General features: G+C 63.7%; 11 protein-coding genes and 3 pseudogenes. 12 read left to right on the plus strand and 2 right to left on the minus strand.

What is annotated here, in order from left to right; genetic code table 11:
• Positions 1 to 195: 195 nt before the first annotated feature.
• Positions 196 to 789 (plus strand): DUF4405 domain-containing protein, encoded by a 594-nt coding sequence (locus DCY11_RS02995; RefSeq protein WP_108681195.1) that lies wholly within the window; start codon positions 196 to 198, stop codon positions 787 to 789.
• A gap of 37 nt (positions 790 to 826) precedes the next feature.
• On the opposite strand, the gene DCY11_RS03000 is transcribed toward DCY11_RS02995, so the two are convergent.
• On the minus strand, positions 827 to 3,367 hold the full coding sequence (locus tag DCY11_RS03000; protein ID WP_108681196.1) for a plasma-membrane proton-efflux P-type ATPase: 2,541 nt from the start codon (positions 3,365 to 3,367) through the stop codon (positions 827 to 829).
• A 300-nt stretch (positions 3,368 to 3,667) separates the two neighbouring features.
• Here DCY11_RS03000 and tkt point away from each other — a divergent pair, with 300 nt between their 5' ends.
• From tkt to pgi, 6 genes and pseudogenes are all read left to right on the plus strand, one after another.
• Positions 3,668 to 5,767 (plus strand): transketolase, encoded by a 2,100-nt coding sequence (tkt, locus tag DCY11_RS03005; protein WP_108681197.1) that lies wholly within the window; start codon positions 3,668 to 3,670, stop codon positions 5,765 to 5,767.
• 62 nt (positions 5,768 to 5,829) lie between these two features.
• Positions 5,830 to 6,843 carry a phosphogluconate dehydrogenase (NAD(+)-dependent, decarboxylating) gene (gene gnd, locus DCY11_RS03010; protein WP_108681198.1) on the plus strand — a complete coding sequence of 338 codons (1,014 nt, stop codon included), beginning with the start codon at positions 5,830 to 5,832 and terminating at the stop codon, positions 6,841 to 6,843.
• A 12-nt stretch (positions 6,844 to 6,855) separates the two neighbouring features.
• Positions 6,856 to 8,244: a glucose-6-phosphate dehydrogenase gene (gene zwf / locus DCY11_RS03015; RefSeq protein ID WP_108681199.1), complete on the plus strand. Its 1,389-nt coding sequence runs from the start codon at positions 6,856 to 6,858 to the stop codon at positions 8,242 to 8,244.
• A 24-nt stretch (positions 8,245 to 8,268) separates the two neighbouring features.
• Positions 8,269 to 8,934: an HAD family hydrolase gene (locus DCY11_RS03020; RefSeq protein WP_108681200.1), complete on the plus strand. Its 666-nt coding sequence runs from the start codon at positions 8,269 to 8,271 to the stop codon at positions 8,932 to 8,934.
• 23 nt (positions 8,935 to 8,957) lie between these two features.
• Entirely contained in the window at positions 8,958 to 10,034 is a 1,077-nt protein-coding gene (tal, locus tag DCY11_RS03025) for a transaldolase (protein WP_108681201.1), read from the plus strand.
• Positions 10,035 to 10,046: 12 nt separating this feature from the next.
• Positions 10,047 to 11,671, plus strand: a pseudogene (gene pgi, locus DCY11_RS03030) (glucose-6-phosphate isomerase).
• Positions 11,672 to 11,676: 5 nt separating this feature from the next.
• Here the strand turns inward: pgi and rpe are convergent.
• Positions 11,677 to 12,365, minus strand: a pseudogene (gene rpe / locus DCY11_RS03035) (ribulose-phosphate 3-epimerase).
• Between the two features lie 164 nt (positions 12,366 to 12,529).
• Here rpe and pgl point away from each other — a divergent pair.
• From pgl to DCY11_RS03060, 5 genes and pseudogenes are all read left to right on the plus strand, one after another.
• Positions 12,530 to 13,261 (plus strand): 6-phosphogluconolactonase, encoded by a 732-nt coding sequence (gene pgl / locus DCY11_RS03040; protein ID WP_108681202.1) that lies wholly within the window; start codon positions 12,530 to 12,532, stop codon positions 13,259 to 13,261.
• Between the two features lie 107 nt (positions 13,262 to 13,368).
• Positions 13,369 to 13,671, plus strand: a complete 303-nt coding sequence (locus DCY11_RS03045) for a DUF4242 domain-containing protein (RefSeq protein ID WP_108681203.1) — start codon at positions 13,369 to 13,371, stop codon at positions 13,669 to 13,671.
• A gap of 28 nt (positions 13,672 to 13,699) precedes the next feature.
• On the plus strand, positions 13,700 to 14,377 hold the full coding sequence (locus DCY11_RS03050; RefSeq protein ID WP_108681204.1) for a Crp/Fnr family transcriptional regulator: 678 nt from the start codon (positions 13,700 to 13,702) through the stop codon (positions 14,375 to 14,377).
• 164 nt (positions 14,378 to 14,541) lie between these two features.
• A pseudogene (gene glgB / locus DCY11_RS03055) lies at positions 14,542 to 16,736 on the plus strand (1,4-alpha-glucan branching protein GlgB).
• A gap of 65 nt (positions 16,737 to 16,801) precedes the next feature.
• Positions 16,802 to 18,328: a class I adenylate-forming enzyme family protein gene (locus tag DCY11_RS03060; protein WP_108681205.1), complete on the plus strand. Its 1,527-nt coding sequence runs from the start codon at positions 16,802 to 16,804 to the stop codon at positions 18,326 to 18,328.
• The last annotated feature ends 50 nt before the right edge of the window (positions 18,329 to 18,378 follow it).

An 18,378-nucleotide genomic window follows, 5' to 3' on the forward strand; every position in this document is an offset into this window, starting at 1 on the left:
CCAGCAACGTTTCGAAACAAATTTCCGGCGCGGGAAACGTTCCGAAACGGTCGAGCACGACCCCGGCAAAGATCGGCGCCTAGTGTCAAGCTCGCACCTTGAAGGGGTCACCCAACCTGCGGGATTGCCGATGCAGATCGAGTTCACAATTGCGGCCCTCCGCCTCTTCGCCGCGGCGCTGACGATCGGCGTCCTTTGGCCGATCCTTTCGCCCGCGTGGCAGCGGACGCGCCGAGCCTGGGCGGACGGCGCTTCGAAGCAAATGAGCGAGAGAACGAGAAAGACGAGATGAACGATACGTTGAAGAAGTACATCACCGCGATCTCCGCGGCCCTGTTCCTTGTCGTGGCAGGCTCGGGCCTCGCCATGTTTTTCGGCATCGGCGAGGACCTCGTGAAAGAGATGCACGAATGGCTCGCGGTGATCTTTGTTGTCGCCATCGGTCTTCATATCGTCCGGAATTGGGGTGGCATGAAGACGTATTTCCGGCGCGGTACGATCATCGCCCCGGTCGCCGTCGCCGCGGTCGTTGCTGCGGCCTTTGTCGTGCCCGCGGCGCTCTCCGGGCGCGAGAATCCGATGCCGGTTCTGTTCCAGTCTCTGGAGAAGGCTAAACTCGACGATCTCGCGCGCGTCCTGGAACTGCCCGCAGACAGCATTGCCGACATCCTTGAACAACAAGGCTTCGTCGTTCTGTCGACCGATCTCAGCGTATCGGAGATCGCGGCCGACTCAGGGCGCCCGCCAATGGCTGCGCTCATGACCATCGTCGAAGCCAAACGCGAGTAGCACGCATCAACGCGCATCAACTAGACGCGCGCCTGCCTTATGCGGCGGCAGGCGCAGGCGTCTTGCGCTGATCGATCACGGGCTTGGCCGCGGGATCGAAGATGCGGTAGGCGAGCAGCTTCACCCGGTCATTGAAAAGGAACCAGACGAGCGCATAGCCCCAGACCATCGCGGCGAGTTCCCAGCTGATGGCGGGCATTAGAAGTCCCGAGACTGCGATGATCGTCGCCAAGGCCTGGGTGCCGAACACGGCAATCAAAAGGATCTTTGCCGGTGCGATCGACCAGAACGGCCCGCGCGTGCGCGTGACGAAGATGTTCAGGTGCCCCGCCACCGAGAGCTTCAGATACATCAGCGTCTGTACCACTTCGCGGTCGAGCTTCAAGACGTCTTCGCCGATATAGAACATGCCGAAGGACGCGGCGACGCCGGCCAGCCCCAACAGCGTCGAGACCCCGAGCACGCGCCGCATGTTCCAGGCTTCGGGCTTCGGCGACGGTTTCACGTTGTCGTAGGCGATCGAGAGAATCGCGCCGTCGTTCAGCAGCGCCAGCAGCACGATCATGATCGCGGTGACGGGGTAGAAGTTGAAGACAATGATCGAGAGCGTCATGAACAGCAGCACGCGGATCGTCTCCGCGATGCGGTAGATCGCATAGCTGTTCATGCGTTGAAAAATCTTGCGCGCTTCCTGGACCGCGTCGACGATGACCGTCAGGCCCGGCGTCAGCAGCACGATGGCCGCCGCGGCACGGGCCGCATCGGTGGCGCCCGAAACCGCGATGCCGCAGTCCGCTTTCTTCAGCGAAGGCGCGTCGTTCACACCATCGCCGGTCATGCCGACGATATGGCCGTGCTTCTGCAGCACATCGATGATGTGGAATTTGTGCTCGGGGAACACCTGCGCGAAGCCGTCGGCCGTTTCGATGTCGTGGTCGAGCTTTGACGTTTCGTGGGCCTTGGTGTCGCCGAACTGGCTCGCATCGAGAATGTCCGTTCCAAGGCCGAGCTGGCTCGCGATCTCCTTGGCGATGGCAAGCTGATCGCCCGTGATCATCTTCACGTCGATGCCGAGTGCCTCGGCTTGCGCAATCATGTCCTTCGAGGACGGGCGCGGCGGATCGTAGAGCGGCAGTACGCCGAGGAACTCCCAGTCGCCACCATCGGAGGCTTTCGCCACGCCAAGCGCCCGATAGCCGCGCTTCGCCAACGCATCTGTCGTCTTGTCGACATCCTCTTTGACGGCGTCCGCGTTCTTCGACAGCGCGAGGATCACCTGGACGGCGCCCTTCGTGACCTTGAACGTCTTGCCGCTCTTGTCGGTGACCGTCGCTTCGGTGCGTTTGTGAACCGGGTCGAAGGGCTGATAGTGGCCGACAGTGTAGTCCTTGAGTTCGGCCGTATCTTTCACGCCCGCGATGACCGCCATGTCGATCGTGTCCTGGTCCTCGGCGCGGGAGGCAAGCGCCCCGTCGAGAACGAGATCGTCCTGGCTCTCACCGCCGACAGAGACGGGATCGCCGAGGGTCAGCTTGTTCTGGGTTAGCGTGCCCGTCTTGTCCGAACACAGAACGTCGACGCCGGCGAGTTCCTCGATGGCCGCGAGCCTGCTGACGATGGCTTGGCGCGCCGCAAGCCGGCGGGCGCCGACGGCCATGGTCACGGACAGCACGGCGGGCATGGCCACGGGGATAGCGGCGACCGTCAGCACGAGGGCGAACTGCAGCGTCTCCATGACGTCGTCGCCCCGGAACAGCGCGACGGCGAAGATCAGCGTCACCAGTGCGATGGCGATGATGATCAGGTAATCGCCGATCTTCATCACAGCCTTCTGGAAATGGCTGGTGGTATGGGCTTCCTGCACGAGCGCGGCGGTCTTGCCGAAGAACGTGTCCCCGCCCGTGGCATAGACGATCGCGTCGGCCTCGCCCTGACGCAGGATCGCGCCCGAATATAGAACGTCGCCGCTGCCCTTCGACACGGGCAGCGACTCGCCGGTCAGCGCGGCCTGGTCGACCTCGACGGCATCAGGGCCGAGCGAGCGGGAGTCGGCCGGGACGATGTCACCGAGACGCAAACGGACGATATCGCCCGGCACGAGAAGGCGCGCGGGCACGTCCGACCAGGCACCGCCGCGCTTGACGCGCGCATGGGGCGCGAGCTTGGCCTTGAGCGCGGCGATGGCGTTGCCGGCCTGATACTCCTCCCAGAAGCCGACGATGGCGTTGGCGAGGAGCAGCACCGTAATAATGACGAAGTCGGACCAGTGATGGACGATACCGGAAAGAATGGCCGCGGCCTCGATCATCCACGGGATCGGTCCCCAGAAATAGGACAGGAACTTCAGGAACGGGTTTGTCGTCTTTTCGGCGATCTCGTTGGCGCCGTACTGCGCGAGCCGCTTATCGGCTTCGGCCTTGCTCAGCCCTGTCCCGGGCGAGGTGCCGAGCTTCTGCTCGAGCTTGCCGATATCGAGATTGGACAAGTCGGATTGGTTAACAGTGGCGGACCCATTACCGGACCCGGATTGCGTCTTCGCGTGGGAACTCGCCGGTGAATCGGCTGTCGCATCCGCCATAGGTCGCCCTCCTCGTCCAAGCCCGCCTGGTCGACTGAAGAGCCTGCATGATGCGCGATCCGCTTACCATGCTCCAGGCTTCCTAAGACATTGTGCAAAATTATCGCGTACAAGACTCATGCGTCAGTTCTAAGACTTGATCGAAACGCCAGAGACGGACACTGTGCGTACTGGCTCCGGTCTCCTCGGAGCCGCCATCGGCTTATCAGGCTGGCACACGCGGTGAACGGAGACTTTCACCGGCCTGTCATTCGCGTTTGTGACTTTGACGGAAGCCTTCGCGCACCTGAAGGCTTGAGCATGAGAAGCGTAGGAGGTTCGGGCACCGTGGCGCAGACTCAAGACAAGATCGACGAGCTGGCGATCAACACGATCCGAACGCTGTCGATCGACGCCATCCAGAAGGCCAATTCCGGACACCCGGGCACGGTCATGGACGCGGCGCCCGTCGCCTATACGCTTTGGCAGCAGTTTCTCCGCTACGATCCCAAGGCCCCTCATTGGATCAACCGCGACCGCTTCGTTCTGTCGGCCGGCCACGCCTCGATGCTGCTCTACAGCCTGATCCATCTTGCGGGGATCGAAGCGGCGGACATCGGCTACCAAAGCCACGATGGCGCGGCCGTTACGCTCGACGACATCGAGAGCTTCCGCGAGGAAGGCAGCCGCTGCCCAGGTCACCCGGAATATGGCTGGACGACGGGCGTGGAATCGACCACGGGGCCGCTAGGCCAGGGCGTCGCCACCAGCGTCGGTATGGCCATCGCCGGCAAATGGCTGGCCGCAACCTACAACAAACCCGATTTCGAACTCTTCGATTACAATGTCTATGCGCTGTGTGGCGAAGGCTGCCTGATGGAAGGCGTCGGCAGCGAAGCCGCCTCCCTCGCCGGACATCTGAAGCTGTCCAATCTGTGCTGGATCTTCGACAACAACAACGTGACCATCGACGGCCACGCCAACATCACGTTCACGGAGGATGTGGCCAAGCGCTTCGATGCCTATGGCTGGAATGTCGTGCGCGTATCCGACGCGAATGATCTCGGCGAACTGGCCGGCGCCTTGAACGTCTTTCTGGCGACGGACGACAAACCGACGATCATCATCATCCACAGTCACATCGGCTATGGCTCTCCCGGCAAGCACGACACGCCCGCCGCGCACGGCGAACCGTTGGGTCCCGACGAGGTGCGCCGGACCAAGGAGTTCTTCGGCTTCGATCCGGACAAGTTCTTCGTGGTGCCGGACGGCGTGCGCGAACACTTCACATCTCATATGGGAAGCCGCGGCGCGGACCTGCGCGCCAAATGGGAAGCGCTCTTCGCCGACTACGCCCGCTCCCATCCCGATCAAGCCAAGCAGATCGAACTGATCCGCGACCGGGAACTGCCCGAAGGCTGGGACGCGGACATTCCGAGCTTCGATGCGGACCCCACCGGGATCGCGACGCGCCAGGCTTCCGGCAAGGTCCTGAACGCCATCGCCGCAAAGGTCCCTTGGGTTTTGGGTGGCGCCGCGGACGTGGCCGGCAGCACGAAGGTCATTCTCGACTACCCGGACGCCGGCGACTTCCAGGCCTATGGCGAACTCGGCGACTATGCCGGCCACAACATGCGCTACGGCATCCGCGAGCATGGCATGTGCGCCGTGGTCAACGGCATGGTGCTGTCGGGCTTGCGGGCCTACGATTCCTGCTACCTGATCTTCACGGACTATGCGCGCGGGTCGATCCGTCTTTCCTCGCTGATGGATATTCCCGTGCTCCACATCTGGACGCACGATTCCATCAGCCTCGGCCAAGACGGGCCGACGCATCAACCGGTCGAGCAGTTGGCATCGTTGCGCGCCATGCCGGGGCTCGTCGTGATCCGGCCGGCGGATGCCAACGAGACCGCCGAAGCCTATCGCCTGATGATGCCGCATAAGAGCCGGCCCGTGGCGCTGGTTCTGACGCGACAAGCCGTTCCGACGTTCGACCGCTCCACGATGGCGCCCGCGTCGGGGCTCGCCAAGGGCGCCTATGTGCTGGTGGACGCGGACGGCGGCAAGCCGGATGTGATCCTGATCGGAACCGGCAGCGAAGTCGCGCTTTGCGTGGCGGCACGTGAACTCCTGTCCAAGGACGGCATCAAGGCGCGCGTCGTGTCGATGCCCTGCCGCGAAATGTTCGAGGACCAAAGCGACGCCTACAAGCGTTCGGTTCTGCCGCCAGAGATCACCGCGCGCGTCACGGTCGAGGAGGCCTCCCCGCTCGGCTGGGACCGGTACGCCGGGCCTAAGGGCATCGTGCTCGGCATGAACACGTTCGGCCTGTCGGCGCCGCTCAAGGTCGTCTCGGAGCATTTTGGCTTCACGCCTGAAAAAGTCGCCGAGGCCGCGAAGAAAACATTGGGACGATAGAACTGCCGCGCTCCGCGATCCCGGAGCGCATGTCTTGAGATTACGAATCGAGGAGAGACGCAATGCAACTCGGCATGATCGGCCTCGGCCGGATGGGCGCCAACATGGTCATTCGCGCCATGAAGGCGGGACACGACTGCCACGTCTTCGATACCCACGCCGAGGCTGTCGACGGCCTCATCGCGAAGGGCGCCAAGGGCAGTACCGATTTGAAGACGTTCGTGGACGGGCTCGATAAGCCCCGTGCGGTCTGGATGATGGTGCCCGCGGGCGCCGTGGACGCGGTCATCGCCGAACTCACGCCGCTGCTCGACGCCGGCGACATCATGATCGACGGCGGCAACTCCTACTATCACGACGACATCCGCCGCGCGGGCGAATTGAAAGACAAGGGCATTCACTATGTGGATGTCGGTGTCAGCGGCGGCGTCTGGGGCCTCGATCGCGGCTATTGCATGATGATCGGCGGCGAAGACGACGTGGTCGCCCGCCTCGACCCCATCTTCAAGACGCTGGCGCCGGGTGTGGACGAAGCCCCGCGCACCCCGGGCGCGACCGGCGAAGCGTCACCTGCCGAGAACGGCTATCTGCATTGCGGGCCGAACGGCGCGGGACATTACGTCAAGATGGTCCACAACGGTATCGAGTACGGGATCATGGCCGCCTATGCGGAAGGGCTGAACATTCTGCACCACGGCAATATCGGCAAGACGAAGCAAACCACGGATGCCGAGACGACGCCGCTGCGGAACCCGGAATATTATCAGTACGACATCAACCTGCCCGAAGTCGCCGAAGTCTGGCGGCGCGGCAGCGTGATCGGATCGTGGCTGCTCGACCTCACCGCAAGCGCGCTGCGTAAGAGCCCGGACCTTGCCAATTTCGAGGGCCGCGTCTCGGACTCCGGCGAAGGCCGCTGGACCCTCCTTGCCGCGATCGACGAGGGCGTGCCGGCGCCCGTCATCTCATCGGCGCTGTTCTCGCGCTTCGCCTCGCGCGGCAATGCGGAGTTTGCCGACAAGCTCATGTCCGCCATGCGTTTCGAATTCGGCGGCCATCTCGAGAAGAAGGACTAGATAGACAGCGCCATGGCCATCCCGAACAATACGCATTCCGACGCCTTCGTCTTCTTCGGCGCCAGCGGCGATCTCGCATTCAAGCAGATCTTTCCCGCGCTTCTCGGCCTTGTCCGCGACGAGGGATTGGACATTCCCATTATCGGGGTGGCCCGGACGCAATGGTCTCTCGATGAGTTCAAGAAGCGCGCCGAGGAAAGCGTCAAGACCCATGGCGGCGACATCAAGAGCGATGCCTTCAAGAAGCTCTTGAGCCTGCTTCATTACGTTTCGGGCGACTATGCCGATCCGAAGGTCTTCGCGCAGCTGCGTAAGGAGTTGGGCGACGCCAAATGTCCCCTGCACTACCTGGCTATTCCGCCGTTTCTCTTTTCCGAGGTCGCCGGCCAGCTCGCGCAATCGGGCTGCGCGGAAAATGCGCGGCTCGTGGTCGAGAAGCCGTTCGGGCGTGACCGGGAATCGGCGGACGAACTCAGCCAGATCCTCGACAAGTATTTCTCCGAGAAGAACATCTTCCGCATCGACCACTATCTCGGCAAGGAGCCGGTGCAGAACATTCTGTACACCCGCTTCGCCAATTCGATCTTCGAGCCGCTCTGGAACCGCAACTATGTGCGCAGCATCCAGATCACCATGGCCGAGAATTTCGGCGTGCAGGATCGCGGCTCATTCTATGACAGCGCCGGCGCCATCCGCGACGTGCTGCAGAACCACATGCTGCAGATCCTCGCCTCGCTCACCATGGACCCACCAACGGGCCAGGAGCACGAGGCGCTGCGCGACCGCAAGGCGAGCCTCTTGAAATCCGTACGTCCGCTTGACGCTAACCATCTCGTGCGCGGCCAGTACAAGGGCTATCAGAGCGTCCCCGGTGTGAAGCCGGGATCGACGGTGGAGACCTACGCCGCCGCCAAGCTCTATATCGACAGCTGGCGCTGGGAAGGCGTGCCGATCTTCATCCGCACCGGCAAGTGCCTGCCCGTCAGCGTGGCCGAGGCCGTCGTCGAGTTCAAACGGCCGCCGCGCGAGACGTTCGGCGAGATCAAGGCCATCGGCTGCGGCCATATGCGGTTCCGGATTCAGCCCGACGTCGCCATTGCACTCGGCACGCGCGTGAAGGTTCCAGGCGACCGCATGATCGGCGACGACGTCGAACTGGTGCTGACGCGGCAGCCAGGCGTGGACCGGCCGCCCTATCAGCGGCTTCTGGGCGACGCCATGGAGGGCATCGCGGACCTCTTTACCCGCGAAGACATCGTGGATGCGGAGTGGCGCATCGTCGGAAACATTCTCGACAACGTCACGCCGGTCTACAGCTACGACCAGGGCACATGGGGACCGACCGAAGCCGAGCAACTGTTCGGCATGGATGGACGCTGGCTCAACCCAAGCCCGAAATAGCCGAACGCGAAAACGTCAAACGCTATGACCGAAACCCACAAGGCCGTCTTTCTGTTCGACGTGGACGACACGCTGCTGGACAACGACCGCATGAAGTCGGACTTGGGCGACTACGTTGCGGCGACTTTTGGCGATGCCGCGAGAGACGAGCTTTGGGCGATCTACGAAGAGCAGCGAGACAAGCATGGCTACGCCGATTTTCTCGGCACGCTGGAGCGCTTCCGTCTCGCGCATTTGGACGACATGCGCATTGGCCAATTGGCGAACTGGGTCATTGACTACCCCTTCGCCGAGCGGCTGTTCCCGGACGCGTTGGCCGCCGTTCGCCATGTCAGCCAATGGGGCCTGCCCGTGATCCTCACCGACGGCGACGGCGTCTACCAGCCGCACAAATTGGAGCGGGCCGGGTTGATCACGGCGTTCGACGGGCGTGTTCTGAACTACGTGCACAAGGAAAACGAGCTGGACGCCGTGAAGCGGGCCTTCCCGGCCGAGCACTACGTCCTGATCGACGACAAGCTCAGCGTCCTCGACGCGGTCAAGCGCGCCTGGGGCGACAAGGTCACCACCGTTTTCCCGCGCCAAGGCCACTACGCCAACGATCCTGAAAAATTGAAAGACTTGCCGCCGGCGGATATCGAAATCGCCCGCATCGCCGAATTGATGACGCACGATTTCAGTACGCTCTGACGGCACAATGAGGAGATAGACCCGTGAAGCCCACGAAAGCCTTGCACGATCTCGGACAAAGCCTGTGGATCGACGACATCACCCGCGACATGCTCGATAGCGGCACGCTCAAGAAATACATCGACGAGTATTCCGTGACGGGCCTCACGTCGAACCCGACGATTTTCGACAACGCCATCTCGAAGAGCGACAGCTACGACGACGAGGTCAAGCGCCTGTTCAAGGCGGGCTACTCGGGCGAAGCGCTGTTCTTCGAGCTTGCCCTGCAAGACTTGTCGCGCGCGGCGGACATGTTCCTGCCAGTGCACGAACGGACTGCGAGCGTCGACGGCTTTGTCTCTCTCGAAGTCTCGCCGCTCCTCGCTTACGACACGGAGGCGACCGTAGGCGAAGCGAAGCGGCTGTTCGAGCGGGCACACAAGTCGAACCTGTTCATCAAGATCCCCGGCACGAAAGAAGGCCTACCCGCGATCGAGGAAGCGATCTACTCGGGCGTGTCCGTCAACGTGACCCTGCTGTTCTCGTCGCAACACTGCATCGATGCCGCCGATGCCTACATGAAGGGCCTGGAGCGGCGCGTTGCCGAAGGGCTCTCGCCGGACGTGCGCTCGGTCGCCTCGGTGTTCGTCAGCCGCTGGGACAAAGCGATCATCGACAAGGTGCCGGCGGACCTGAAGGACAAGCTCGGCATCGCGGTCTCGACGCAAGCCTATCGCGACTACCGGAACCTTCTGGACAGCGACCGCTGGCAGCGGCTCGAATCCATGGGCGCGCGGCCGCAGCGGCTGCTCTTTGCGTCCACCAGCACCAAGGACCCGTCCGCGCCCGATACGCTCTATGTGGAGGCGCTGGCCGCGCCGAACACGGTCAACACCATGCCGGACAAGACGCTTCTGGCCTTTGCCGACCACGGCAAGCTCAGTGGCGTGTTGCCCCCGAACGGCGGCGATTGCGAAGAGACGCTCGCCGCCTTCGAGAAATCGGGCATCTCCGTTTCAGACCTTGCGGCACAGCTGCAGAAGGAAGGCGCGGCGTCCTTCGTGAAGTCGTGGGAGGACCTGCTGCAGTCCATCGAAACCAAGAGCAAGGCCCTCGGCTAGGGAGTTTTCGACATGTCCAACGTCACCGATACGCCTGCCTGGCAGAAGCTTGCCGTGCACCACGACAAGATCAAGGACGTGCATTTGCGCGATCTGTTCGCCGAGGACGCCGGCCGCGCGAAAAAGTTCACGGTCGAGGGCGCGGGACTGACGCTCGATTACTCGAAGCAGCGCATCACCGAGGAAACGGTGGGGCTGCTCGCCGAGCTCGCCAAGGAGCGTAAGGTTGCCGAGCGGCGCGACGCCATGTTCCGCGGCGAGAAAATCAACGTCTCCGAGGACCGCGCCGTGCTGCACGTGGCCTTGCGCGCGCCCAGCGGCGAGGTGATCGAGACGGACGGACACGACGTGGTGCCGGACGTGCACGGCGTTCTGGATCGCATGGGCGCCTTCGCCGACAAGATCCGGAGCGGTGAGTGGGTCGGCCATACGGGCAAGCGCATCAAGAACGTCGTGAATATCGGCATCGGCGGGTCCTATCTCGGCCCCGAGATGGCGTATCTCGCGCTACGCCCCTACTCGGACCGCGACATGACGTTTCGCTTCGTTTCGAACGTGGATGGGGCCTGCTTCGACGAAGCCACACATGATCTGAACGCCGAGGAGACGCTGTTCATCGTCTCCTCCAAGACCTTCACGACCCTCGAGACCATGACGAATGCCGCGACGGCGCGCGCCTGGGCGGTGAAAAGGCTCGGTTCGGAGGACGCCGTCGCCAAGCACTTCGTGGCGAACTCCACCAACACCGAGGGCGTGGAGAAGTTCGGCATCGACACCGCCAACATGTTCGAGTTTTGGGACTGGGTCGGCGGCCGCTATTCGATGGACTCGGCGATCGGTCTTTCCACCATGATCGCGATCGGGCCGGACGGCTTCCGCGACATGCTGGCGGGCTTCCACGAGATGGATGAGCATTTCCGCACCGCGCCGGTCGAGAAGAACCTGCCGATGCTGATGGGTCTGCTGACGGTCTGGTACAACAATTTCTTCGGCGCCCAGACGCTCGCCGTGCTCCCCTATTCGGAGCACATGAAGCGCTTCCCGGCCTATCTGCAGCAGCTGCAGATGGAGAGCAACGGCAAACACGTGGACATGGCCGGCAAGCATGTGGACCTGCAGACGGGTCCCATCATCTGGGCGAGCCGGGCACGGACGGGCAGCACTCGTTCTACCAGCTCATCCACCAGGGGACGAAGCTGATCCCCTGCGACTTCATCGGCTTCCTGACGCCGCTCAGCGCCCTCGCCCACCACCACGACCTCTTGATGGCGAACCTATTCGCGCAGGCCGAAGCGCTGGCGTTCGGCAAGACGGCCGCCGAACTGACGGCGGAAGGCTCCCCGGCGGCGCAGACGCCGTTCCGCGTGACCGAAGGCAACCGGCCGACGAACATGATCCTCGCGGACAAGCTCGATCCGAAAACGCTGGGACGGCTCGTGGCGCTGTACGAGCACAGCGTGTTCACCCAAGGCGCGGTGTGGAACATCGACTCGTTCGATCAGTGGGGCGTGGAGCTCGGCAAGGTGCTGGCCAACCGCATCATCCCCGAACTCGAAGCGAAGGACGCGCCGAAGCTCAGCCACGATTCATCGACCAACGCGCTGATCGAGCGCTACCGGGCACACAAGTTTTCGTAAGGGCGTTAGGCTGCGGCGCGGGCCGACATAGCCGCGTCCCGCAGCGCCTCGATGTTGGCCTCATAGTCGCCGCCGTCGAACACACCGGAGCCGGACACAAAGACGTCCGCGCCGGCTTCGGCCGCGAGCGGCGCCGTCTGGAGGTGAACGCCGCCGTCCACTTCGAGGTGGATGGGGCGGTCCCCGATCATCCGTCTGATCGCACGGATCTTGTGCAGCTGTTCGGGAATGAACGACTGACCGCCAAAGCCCGGATTGACGGTCATCACCAGGACCCGATGCAGCTTATCGAGCACGTATTCAAGGGCGCTTTCCGGGGTGGATGGCGTAAGCGCCACCCCGGCCTTCATCCGAGACTGCGGATCAGCTGAACAGACCGGTCCAGGTGCGGCCCGGCCTCCGCGTGCACCGTCACCATGTCCGCTCCGGCCTCGGCGAAATCGGCAAGATACGGATCGCACGGCGCGATCATCAAATGAACGTCGAAAGGTTTCTTCGTATAGGGGCGGATGGCCTTCACCACATTCGGCCCCATGGTGATGTTCGGCACGAAGTGCCCGTCCATGACGTCGATGTGAATCCAATCGGCCCCGGCCTGGTCGACTGCGCGAACCTCTTCACCGAGCTTGGCGAAGTCGGCGGACAAGATCGACGCGGCGATGACGATGTCATCAGTGACGATGTCTCTGGTCATAGAGGTCCCTCGGATCGATCCGGGCGCGGCTTACCCTATCGCGAGTCGACGTGCGGTGTCGAAACCCGCGGCACCCCTAAACATCTTCCCATCGCACGGTTGCGACACGTGTCACTTTCTGCCCCTATCGTGTCCCGACCCCGAACCGAGAAGAGGCAGGCGATATGACACCGGCATTTGGCACATTGCGGATTTGCGAGGACGCCGCCGATCTGGCGCACAAGGGCGCCAAGTTCCTCTGCGAGCACGCAGCGGCGCGGACCGAGCGGACGATCGTGGCCTTGTCCGGCGGCAATACGCCGAAGCCGTTGTACGAGCTCCTCGCCCAGGAGCCGGTAAAGTCCGCCATGCCCTGGGATCGGGTGCATTGGATTCTCGGCGACGAGCGCTTCGTGCCGCCATCCGACCCCGCCAGCAATTACGGCATGGCGCGGGCGGCGTTTCTCGACGATGTGCCTGTGCCGCCGCAGAACGTGCATCCCGTGAAGACGGACGGCGTGACGCTCGACGAAGCCGCCGCGGATTACCAGGCGATGCTGCAGGGGCTTTACGGCGCCGACACGCTGCAGCCCGGCAAGCCCCTGCTGAACATCACGCTGCTCGGACTTGGCGACGACGGCCACACCGCCTCGCTCCTGCCCCACGAACCGGTGCTGCAGGTGCGCGATCGTTGGGTGGCGCCGGTGCCCAAAGGCCGGGTCGAGGAACGCGTCACCCTCACCTATCCGGCGATCAATGCGAGCGAGATCGTCGCCTTCCTCGTCTCCGGCGAGGGCAAGCGTGAGGTTCTCGACAAGATCCTCTCCGGTGACGACAGCTTCCCCGCCTCCCATATCCGGGCATTGGGCGAAGTGCTCTGGTTTGCCGACCGTGCGGCCGCCGGCCGCTGGGCGTAGGAACTCCGCCCCCGGCCCACCGTAACAATTGTTCCAGAACGCGCCCCGCGGCCTGTGCTTCGAAAGGGCGGCGCAAACACGCGCCGATCTCACAAGGAGCGAGACCCATGCAAAAGATGAAATTCTTCGTCGACACTCACGACCAGGCGAACGGCACATTCCCACAAGGCATCTCTAAGGAAGACTTCGCCGGTTTCTACAAGAAGTACGAAGCGGCTTGCGAGGAAGAAGGCGTCGTGAGCCTTCGCGTCCATGTCGGTTTTGAAGCGGGACGGGCTTTCTGCCTCAACATGGCCCCCGACGCGGACGCGGTCCGGCGCGTTCACGACAAGGTCGGTCTTCCGTTCGACGAAATCACCGAGGTCACCATGGCGACGCCTGGCGACATGTTCTTCGCGAAGGTGGCCTGACCCCGCCTATTCCGCTTAAAAGTGGCGGATGACCGTAGAAGACGACGTCTCCGCCGCTTTCCCCTTCGTCCGCGCCATGAGCCAAGCGGCCCGTGACCGCCTCCTCGGCTCGATCGCGCCCAAGGCCGTGACGCCCGGGACAGACCTGCTCCGGCCGGGCGATCCCGTCGACGGCGTGTATCTGGTCCGGGGCGGGGCTATTCGCGTCTACTACATCGAGGAGGACGGCCGCGAAGGCACGCTCTACTGGGTCGAACCGGGGCAGAGCTGCATCCTCGCGCTGAACAGCCTGTTCTCCGAGATCCCCTACCCGGCCTTTGCCGCCGCCGACAAGGATGGCGCCGCGTTTCTGGCGATCCCCGGCGGCGTGTTCCGCCAGCTGTTCTCGCACGAGCCGGCCGCCCAGCGCTTTCTGTTCGATCAGCTATCGGCGCGTGTCTTCTCCCTGCTCCAACTCCTCGAGCAACGTATGCGGCTGCCGCAGGAGGAACGGCTCATCGCGCTCCTGCTCGCGAAGGCCGATAGCGCCGGCATCGTGGCATTGTCACAGGATGAAATCGCCCGTCACCTCGGAACCAGCCGGGAGGTTATCGCGCGGCTTCTGCGAAATATCGCCAATCAGGGCTTGATTGAGTCGGGCCCACGCCGTATCGCCTTGAGCGACATAGAGCGCTTACGAGCGAGGCTGTCACGTACGGACAGCTAGACGATACACAACTGTTGGCCCGAGACCGTCTCATGCGCCGCAGTATCGTCATCCTTTCCTAGTCCACATGGAACCCTAAGCCCAAGATCGTTAGCCCCGTGAAAGACCCTATCGTGCCGCGACCCGCCCCGACCTCCGCCACGCCTTTGCCCCGCAAGAGCTGGATGCCGAGCCAAGCCGACATGGACGCCATTGCGCGCGGCGAGCACGGCAATCCGTATGCGGTACTCGGGCTGAAGCGGTCGCGCGACGGCGCATCGGTCCGCGCCTTTCTGCCCGACGTGGACTCCGTCAGCGTTTTCGATCCGGAGACGGGCGAGGAAATTCCGCTTGTCCGGCTGCACGAGGCAGGCATTTTCGGCGCCAAGGTGCCGATGACCTTCACGAGCGCCTATCTCAAGCGCTGCGTGCGGGACGGCGAGACGGAGGAGATCGACGACTCCTACCGGTTCGGTCCGATCCTCGGCGAACTTGATCTGCATCTGTTGGGTGAAGGCACCCATCTGCGGCTCTACGAGAAGCTTGGCGCTCATCTCATCCGGCACGAGGGCGTCGAGGGCGTCGGCTTCGCCGTCTGGGCGCCCAATGCGGCGCGCGTCAGCGTGGTGGGCCCGTTCAACGACTGGGACGGCCGCCGTCATGTGATGCGCAAGCGTCCCGAGGCAGGTGTCTGGGAAATCTTCGTGCCGGGTCTCGAGGCCGGCGCGCTTTACAAATACGAGATCCTGGGCCCGGCAACGAGTTGTTGCCGCTGAAGTCGGACCCGTTCGGCTTTCAGCAGGAGCATCCGCCTGCTACGGCCTCCATCGTTCATCCGATGCCCCGCCGCCCGGCCGCCGGCTCAGAGTGGCGGAAACACCGGCAAGCGGCTCACGACATCCACGCGCCCATCTCGATCTACGAGGTTCATCTGGGCTCGTGGATGCGCGGGCCCGGCAATGACTACCTCTCCTACGCCGAGCTTGCGGACAAGCTCATTCCCTATGTGCAGATGCTCGGCTTCACCCATATCGAGCTGATGCCGGTGAGCGAGTATCCGTTCGACGGGTCCTGGGGCTATCAGCCCATCGGACTGTTTGCGCCCACCTCGCGCTTCGGCACGCCGGAAGAGTTCTCCGAATTCGTCGCACGGTTTCACGCCGCCGGGATCGGCGTCATGGTCGACTGGGTGTCGGCCCACTTCCCGACCGATGCTCATGGTCTCGGCCGCTTCGACGGCACGGCTCTCTACGAGCACGAGGATCCGCGGCTCGGCTTCCACAAAGACTGGAATACGCTGATCTACAATTACGGCCGGCGCGAAGTGATGAACTTCCTCCTGGCCAACGCGCTGTTCTGGATGGAGCGGTTCGGGATCGACGGATTGCGCGTGGATGCCGTCGCCTCGATGCTCTACCTCGACTACAGCCGCGAGGATGGTGAGTGGATCCCCAACAAGTTCGGCGGGAACGAGAACCTCGAGGCCATCGCCTTCCTGAAGCGGTTGAACGAACTCGTGTTCGCGCAAGAGCCCGGCGCTACGACGGTCGCCGAAGAGTCTACCGCCTGGCCCGGCGTCTCACGGCCGACGTACGTGGGCGGGCTCGGCTTCGGCTTCAAATGGAACATGGGCTGGATGCACGACACGCTCGTCTACATGCAGAACGAGCCCATCCATCGCAGTCATCATCAGGACAAGCTCACCTTCGGCTTGCTCTATGCCTATTCGGAGAACTTCGTGCTGCCGCTGTCCCATGACGAGGTCGTGCATGGCAAGGGCTCGCTCCTTAACAAGATGCCCGGCGACCGCTGGCAGAAATTCGCGAACCTTCGCGCCTATTTCGGTTTCATGTGGGGTCATCCGGGCAAGAAGCTTCTCTTCATGGGTGGCGAGTTCGCGCAAGAGGCGGAGTGGAATCACGACCACAGTCTCGATTGGCATTTGCTCGCCGACGGCATGCATCAGGGCGTGCAGAAACTCATCGGCGATCTCAACCGGCTCTACCGCGAAACGCCTGCCTTGCACGTCTACGACACGGAACCGCGCGGCTTTGAGTGGGTCGACACGACGGACAACGAAGCAAGCGTGATTTCCTTCCTGCGCCTGGGCAATGACGGCGATGCGCCCGCCCTCGTCGTCTGCAACTTCACCCCGGTGACGCGTGAGGGCTACCGCGTAGGCGTTCCGTCCGGTGGACGTTGGCTCGAACGGGTCAACACGGACTGCAAGCTCTATGGCGGCTCCGGCGTCGGCAATCTGGGCGCGGTAAAGGCCGAAAAGGTGCGGTGCCATGGGCGCCCCTACTCGGTGAAGCTGACCTTGCCGCCGCTGTCGACGCTGATCCTGACGCCCGAGGGTCAACCCGCGACCGGCGGCTAGACCGCGTCGCGTTGAGGATGCGGCAAGGCTTGCAAGGCACAGGCGAAGCGCGTAGCAGGCCTGGCATGGATGCGATCTTCGATCAGGGCCCTCCACCCCCCTGCCCCGAGCCGTTCAACCTGGCAGCGTACGTCCTGTCCCGGGCGGGCGACCTCAGCGAGAAAACAGCGCTGTCCGTGCTCTCGCCCGATGGCGCGGAGACCTGGAGCTACGGAGCGCTGGAGGCAGCCGTGCTCGGCGCCGCAACGGGGCTCAAGGAACAAGGTCTCGAGCCGGGGGACCGGCTCCTCATGCGCCTCGGCAACAGCGTCGAGTTCCCTATCTGCTACCTCGCGGCGCTTGCCGCCGACATCATTCCCGTTCCGACGTCCGCGCTCCTGACGGAAGACGAGGTCGCGCAGATCTGCGAGGACGTTTCGCCCCGGCTGATCGTCGCCGGCGCCGGGGTCGCCGTCCCGTCCAACACGCCATGCCCGGTGATGGGAGAGGACGCCTTCCGGGCCCTCTACAGGTTACCGCCCGGCGGCTACGCGCTCGGCGACCCGAACCGTCCCGCTTACATCATCTATACCTCCGGCACCTCGGGCAGTCCGCGCGCGGTCACCCACGCCCATCGGGCCATCTGGGCGCGCCGCATGATGTGGGACGGGTGGTATGGGCTGACCGAGGACGACCGGCTGATGCATGCGGGATCCTTCAACTGGACCTACACGCTCGGGACAGGATTGCTGGATCCCTGGTCGCACGGCGCCACGTCTCTGATCCCTGCGAAGGGCGTGACGCCCGACCAGCTTGGCGCCCTCATCGGCGCGCACGAGACCACCCTTTTCGCGGCCTCGCCCGGAGTCTATCGGCAACTCCTCAGAACGCCGCCCGGTCGTTGCGCCTCGCTGCGCCATGGCTTGTCGGCCGGCGAGAAGCTGCCGGACGCGACGCGGGCGCATTGGGAAGAGGCCACGGGCACGCCGATCTTCGAAGCCTTCGGCATGTCCGAATGCTCCACCTTCGTATCAGGCAGTCCGGCTCACCCGGCCCCTCATGGGACGCTCGGGTTTCCGCAAGCTGGACGGCGCGTGGCGGTGCTCGGCGAAAACGGCTGCGTCGCCCGCGGCGAACACGGCGTCCTCAGTGTCTCGCGGCGCGACCCCGGCGTGATGCTGTTCTATTGGAACGCCGAGGCGGAGACAGCGGCCCGCTTCGACGGTGAGTGGTTCTTGACGGGAGACCTCGTGAGCATGGCGCCGGACGGGGCGCTCACCTATCTCGGACGCGCCGACGACATGATGAATGCGGGCGGCATCCGGGTCTCGCCTCTCGAAGTCGAGAACGTTCTCAACGCCCACCCGGACATCGCCGAGAGCGCCGCCGTCGAGGTGCTGGTCAAGGCGGACACGACGGTGATCGCAGCATTCTACGTGCCGCATGGGCCCGTCGACCTGGCGGATATAGAGCGGCACGCAGCCGAAAAGCTCGCGCGCTACAAATGCCCGCGCATCTATGCGGAGGTGGAGTCGCTACCGAAAGGACCGAACGGCAAACTGCTAAGGCGCCGCTTGCGCGAGGAATACGAGACGTCCCACGGTCAGCGTTGAGAACCCCGCTTCAAGGAGCCCGGCTTGGCGAGCGTGAGCGGAAGCCGTTG

The organism is Methyloceanibacter sp. wino2 (assembly GCF_003071365.1).
In the GTDB taxonomy this organism is placed as follows: Bacteria; Pseudomonadota; Alphaproteobacteria; order Rhizobiales; family Methyloligellaceae; genus Methyloceanibacter.